Source organism: Kineococcus indalonis, assembly GCF_009906395.1.
In the GTDB taxonomy this organism is placed as follows: domain Bacteria; phylum Actinomycetota; class Actinomycetes; order Actinomycetales; family Kineococcaceae; genus Kineococcus; species Kineococcus indalonis.
In genome coordinates this window covers 1-4,916 of the sequence record NZ_JAAALM010000315.1, presented here as the reverse complement: position 1 = coordinate 4,916, position 4,916 = coordinate 1, and the positions used below count along the sequence as shown (strand labels likewise).

Annotated in this window: 2 protein-coding genes; both read left to right on the top strand. The window is 75.4% G+C overall.

What is annotated here, in order from left to right; genetic code table 11:
- Nucleotides 1-65: 65 nt before the first annotated feature.
- Nucleotides 66-4,160: an ATP-dependent RNA helicase HrpA gene (gene hrpA / locus GTR00_RS14615; protein WP_166612335.1), complete on the top strand. Its 4,095-nt coding sequence runs from the start codon at nt 66-68 to the stop codon at nt 4,158-4,160.
- 176 nt (nt 4,161-4,336) lie between these two features.
- Entirely contained in the window at nt 4,337-4,750 is a 414-nt protein-coding gene (locus GTR00_RS14610; protein WP_205705839.1) for an Hsp20/alpha crystallin family protein, read from the top strand.
- Nucleotides 4,751-4,916 lie beyond the last annotated feature (166 nt).

Here is a 4,916-nt window from a genome sequence, read left to right as displayed (position 1 = left end):
GCCCCCAGCGCCCCGGCGAGCGGACCGGCCAGCGCGCCGGTCCGCGCGGGGGCGCACCCCGCGAGCTGCCCGACGACCCGCGCGCCGGCGCGCTGGCCGCCCGCCTGCAGCGGGTGCTGCTGCGCGACGAGGACCGCCTGCGCCGCCGCCTGGCGGTGCTGGCGCGCACCGGCGACCCCGGGGCGCTCGAGCGCGGCCTGCAGGAGGTGGAGGCGCAGACCACCGCCGCCGAGGAGCGCGCCCGCCGCCGCGAGGCGGCCGTGCCCGAGGTGCGGTACCCCCCGGAGCTGCCCGTCAGCCAGGAGAAGGACCGCATCGCGCAGGCGCTGCGCGAGCACCAGGTCGTCGTCGTGGCCGGGGAGACCGGCTCGGGCAAGACCACCCAGCTGCCCAAGATCTGCCTGGAGCTCGGCCGCGGCCGGCGCGGGCGCATCGGGCACACCCAGCCGCGCCGCATCGCCGCCCGCGCGGTCGCCGAGCGCGTCGCCGAGGAGCTCGGCAGCGAGGTCGGCGGCGTGGTCGGCTACGCGGTGCGCTTCACCGACAGCGTCGGCGAGGACAGCGTCCTGAAGGTCATGACCGACGGCATCCTGCTGGCCGAGATCCAGCGCGACCCCGAGCTGCTGCAGTACGACACCCTCATCATCGACGAGGCGCACGAGCGCAGCCTGACCATCGACTTCCTGCTCGGCTACCTCGCCCGGCTGCTGCCGCGCCGGCCCGAGCTCAAGCTCGTCATCACCTCCGCGACCATCGAGACCGAGCGGTTCTCGCAGCACTTCGGCGGCGCGCCCGTGCTGGAGGTCTCCGGGCGCACCTACCCCGTGGAGGTGCGCTACCGGCCGCTGGCCGCCGACGAGCTCGCCGAGGAGCTGGCCGGCGAGCTCGACGACGACGCCGGCGAGGCCCTCGACGTCGACGAGGCCCCGGTGCCCGCCGACGACCGCGACCAGACCGAGGGGATCCTCGACGCGGTGCGCGAGCTGGCCGCCGAGGGCCCCGGCGACGTGCTGGTGTTCCTGCCCGGGGAGCGGGAGATCCGCGACACCGCCGACGCGCTGAACGACCTGGCGCGCACCGACCGGGAGTTCCGCGACACCGAGGTCCTGCCGCTGTTCGCGCGCCTGAGCGCCGAGGAGCAGCACCGGGTGTTCCGCGCCCACCGCGGCCGCCGGATCGTGCTGTCCACCAACGTCGCCGAGACGTCCCTGACGGTGCCGGGCATCCGCTACGTCGTCGACGTGGGCACCGCGCGGATCTCCCGCTACAGCCACCGCACCAAGGTGCAGCGCCTGCCCGTGGAGAAGGTCTCGCAGGCCTCGGCCAACCAGCGCGCCGGCCGCTGCGGGCGCGTGGCCGAGGGCATCTGCATCCGCCTGTACTCCCAGGCGGACTTCGAGTCGCGCCCGCAGTACACCGACCCGGAGATCCTGCGCACCAACCTCGCCGCGGTCATCCTGCAGATGGCCTCCCTGGGGCTGGGCGACATCGCCGCCTTCCCCTTCATCCAGCCCCCCGAGGCGCGCAGCATCGCCGACGGCCTGGCGCTGCTGGCCGAGCTGGGCGCGCTGGAGCAGGCGCGCCCGGGTGAGCGGGGCGTGCCGCGACTGACCCGCACCGGCCGGGACCTGGCGCGCCTGCCCATCGACCCCCGGCTGGGCCGCATGGTGCTGGAGGGGCGCAGGAACTCCTGCCTGCACGACGTGCTCGTGCTCGTCGCGGCGCTGTCGGTGCAGGACCCGCGCGAGCGGCCGCTGGAGCAGCGCGAGCGCGCCGCGCAGCTGCACGCCCGCTTCCGCCACGAGCGCTCGGACTTCCTCACCTACCTGAACCTGTGGAACTACCTGCAGCACCTGCAGGCGGAGCTGTCCTCCTCGGCGTTCCGCCGCCGCGTCAAGGCCGAGATGCTGCACTACCTGCGCATCCGCGAGTGGCAGGACACCTACCACCAGCTGCGCCGCATCGCCCGCGAGATGGGTTTCGAGGTCGACGTCCCGGCGGTGCAGGCCCCCGCCGAGGGCGAGGTGCTGCCCCCGGCCGCGCACGACGCCGACGGCGTGCACCGCTCCCTGCTGGCCGGCCTGCTCGGCAACATCGGCATGAAGGAGGTGCGCGAGGAGAAGCGCGACGCGCGCGGGCGCGGGCGCGGTGACGGCGGTCCGCGCCAGCAGGAGTACCTCGGCGCCCGCGGGGCCCGGTTCGCCCTCTTCCCCGGCTCCTCCCTGGGCCGGCGCTCCCCGGACTGGGTGCTGGCCGCCGAGCTGGTGGAGACCACCCGCCTGTGGGCGCGGGTGGCCGCCGCGATCGACCCGGCCTGGATCGAGCCGCTGGCCGAGCACGTCGTCAAGCGCCAGCACTCCGAGCCGCGCTGGTCGCGCAAGCGCGCCGCCGTCGTCGCCACCGAGCGCGTCACCCTCTACGGGGTGCCGATCGTCGCCGGGCGCACCGTCGCCTACGGCGGCATCGACCCCGAGCTCTCCCGCGAGCTGTTCCTCCGGCACGCCCTCGTCGAGGGCGACTTCGACACCCGCCACGAGTTCTTCGCCCGCAACCGCGAGCTGCTGGAGGAGGCCGAGGAGCTGGAGCACCGGGCCCGCCGGCGCGACATCGTCGTCGACGACCAGGTCCTCTTCGACTTCTACGACGCGCGCGTGCCCGCCGACGTCGTCTCCGGCCGGCACTTCGACGCCTGGTGGAAGCAGGCCCGGCGCACCGACCCCGACCTGCTGACCTTCGACCCGGACATGCTCGTGGCCGGCGACGCCGGCGTCAGCGAGGAGGAGTTCCCCACGGTGTGGCGCCAGGGCGACCTGGAGCTGCCGCTGTCCTACGTGTTCGAGCCCGGCTCCCCGCGCGACGGCGTCACGGTCGACGTGCCGCTGGAGGTCGTCAACCGCTTCGACGAGCGCGACCTGGCCTGGCAGGTGCCGGGGTTCCGGCACGAGATGGTCACCGCGCTGCTGCGCGCGCTGCCCAAGCAGCTGCGCAAGAACCTCGCCCCGGCCCCCGACAAGGCCACCCGCTTCCTCGAGCGCGTCACCCCGCGCCGGCAGGGCTTCTGGGAGGCGTTCGAGCAGGAGATGCCGCGCCTGGGCGACGGCACCGAGATCTACTACGAGGACGTGGACCTCACCAAGGTGCCCGCGCACCTGCGGCCCACGTTCCGCGTCACCGCCGCCGACGGCTCCGTGCTCGCCGAGGGGAAGGACTTCGCGCGCCTGCGCGAGGCGGTGTCCACCCAGGTGCGCGCGACCATCGCCGAGGCCGCCGACGAGCTGCGCCGCACCGGCGCCACCGCGTGGCCGGCCGAGCCGGGCCCGGACGACCTGCCGGCGCACGTCCCGGACACGCACACCACGGTGCGCCGCGGCAGCGACGTCGTCTCCTTCCCCGCCCTGGTCGACGAGGGCGCCACCGTGGGGCTGCGCACCTTCGCCACCGCCGCCGAGGCGGCGGCGGCGCACCGGGAGGGCACCGTGCGGCTGCTGCTGCTCGTGCTGCCCCCACCGCTGCGGACCGTGCAGTCCGGCCTGCCCAACGACGCCAAGCTGCTGCTGGCGCGCGCCCCCCACGGCAGCGCCGCGGCCGTGCTGGAGGACTGCCTGCGCGCGGCGGTCGACGAGCGCCTGGACGCCGCCGGCGGGCCGGTGCGCACCGCGCAGGACTTCGCCCGCCTGGCCGAGCAGGTCGGCCGCGGGCTGCTGTCCACGACCACCGAGGTCGTGGACCGCACCCTGCGCGTGCTGCGCTCGGCCGCCGAGGTGGAGCGGGCGATCTCGCGCACCAGCAGCCTGGCGCTGGTGGCGACCCTGGCCGACGTGCGCGAGCAGTTCGCCGGCCTGGTGCGCCCCGGGTTCGTCACCGCGGCCGGCGCCGGCCGGCTGCCGGACCTGCTGCGCTACCTGCAGGGGATCCTGCGCCGGTTGCAGACGGCTCCGGAGAACCCCCAGCGCGACCGGGTGCGGATGGCGGAGTTCGCCCGGGTGCGCGACGAGCACGCCGCCCACGTGCGCCGGGCCGGGGCCGTGGTGCCCCCGGAGCTGGTCCGCCTGCGCTGGGCGCTGGAGGAGCTGCGGCTGCAGAAGTTCTCCCAGCCGGTGCCCACCGCCGGTCCCGTCAGCGACGAGCGCATCCTCAAGGCCCTCGCCGAGCTGGGCTGACCCGGCACCCGCCCTCGACCACCGCGACGAGCGGATCCGCTGCACCGCAGCGGATCCGCTCTTGCACTCGCGCGCCGTGGGTGCTACCACTGGTGGTGCGGTACCGGGCTCGACCCGGACCGCGCGGGACACAGCAGTCACACCTGGTGCACGCACTGGAGGTGGTGGTCGTGTTGATGCGCACCGACCCGTTCCGAGAGCTCGACCGGCTGACCCAGCAGGTGCTGGGGACCACGGCGCGACCGGCGGTGATGCCGATGGACGCCTGGCGCAGCGGCGACGAGTTCGTGGTGGAGTTCGACCTGCCCGGCGTGGACGCGTCCAGCGTGGAGCTGGACGTGGAGCGCAACGTGCTGACCGTGAGGGCGCAGCGCCCGGTGCACGAGGGCACCGAGGAGATGGTCGCGGCCGAGCGCCCGCGCGGCGTCTTCAGCCGCCAGCTCATCCTCGGCGACAACCTCGACACCGAGAGGATCTCGGCGACCTACCACGGGGGTGTGCTGAAGCTGCGCATCCCGGTGGCCGAGCGCGCCAAGCCGCGCCGCATCACCGTGCAGGCCACCGAGGACCAGCAGGCCATCGGCGCCTGAGGCGGGGGGCGAGGTGACCGCGACGGTCCCGGCCGGCCCGCCGGACGTGCACGAGGCGTTCTGCGAGCTGCTCCTCGCGGACCCCGAGCGGGTGCGCGAGGAGTTCGAGGCCCTCGTGGCGGCGAGCTGGCGGGTCAGCGCGGGGGCGAGCGCTCCCGCGCTGACC